Origin of the sequence: Herbiconiux daphne (assembly GCF_024979295.1) — a bacterium.
Lineage (GTDB): Bacteria > Actinomycetota > Actinomycetes > Actinomycetales > Microbacteriaceae > Herbiconiux > Herbiconiux daphnes.
In genome coordinates, this window is the sequence record NZ_JANLCJ010000657.1 from 1 (window position 1) to 564 (window position 564).

A 564-nucleotide genomic window follows, 5' to 3' on the forward strand; every position below is an offset into this window, starting at 1 on the left:
GACCTTGCACCGATGTCATGAATGATTCGGAACCAAGGTATTCAAGTAAGCCGCCCAATGCTTGTTTGGCTACTTCAAAAATTGGCGATGTAAGGGTACCCATTAATTGCCCGAATACGTCTTCGAATGTCGACAACATACCCGTCCATGTTTTGGATTGCTTATCCATCGAGCCTTTGACTTTGTCGCCTAATGTTGCAACGGCTTTGCCGTAAATCTCGGATGATATTTTCCCTTGGGATGCCATCTTTTTGACTTCACCAACGTTGATTCCCATTTGTTCGGCAATTGCTTGGTAGATTGGAATCCCTCGGTCGTTCATGATGTTCAAATCTTCGGTGTATGCCGTACCCGATTGCATAACTTGGGCATATTGCCTTGTTACTTCCACGGCATCCGCGGCACTACCACCATAGGCGGATGTTACATCCCCCAAAGATGTCATGGTGTCGAACATCTTGTCGCCTTCGATTCCGGCGTTATATAGATATTTACCCATCTTGTCGGTGTCCGATGTATTGAACGGGGTGTGTTGGGCATATTGATTCAACCTTTTAACCATGG

General features: G+C 46.1%; 1 protein-coding gene. It reads right to left on the reverse strand.

Translation table 11 applies throughout. From position 1 onward, the window contains the following. Positions 1 to 562, reverse strand: a 562-nt coding sequence (locus N1032_RS26995; protein WP_310795993.1) for a tape measure protein, incomplete at its 3' end; no start/stop codon positions are given. Positions 563 to 564: the final 2 nt, after the last annotated feature.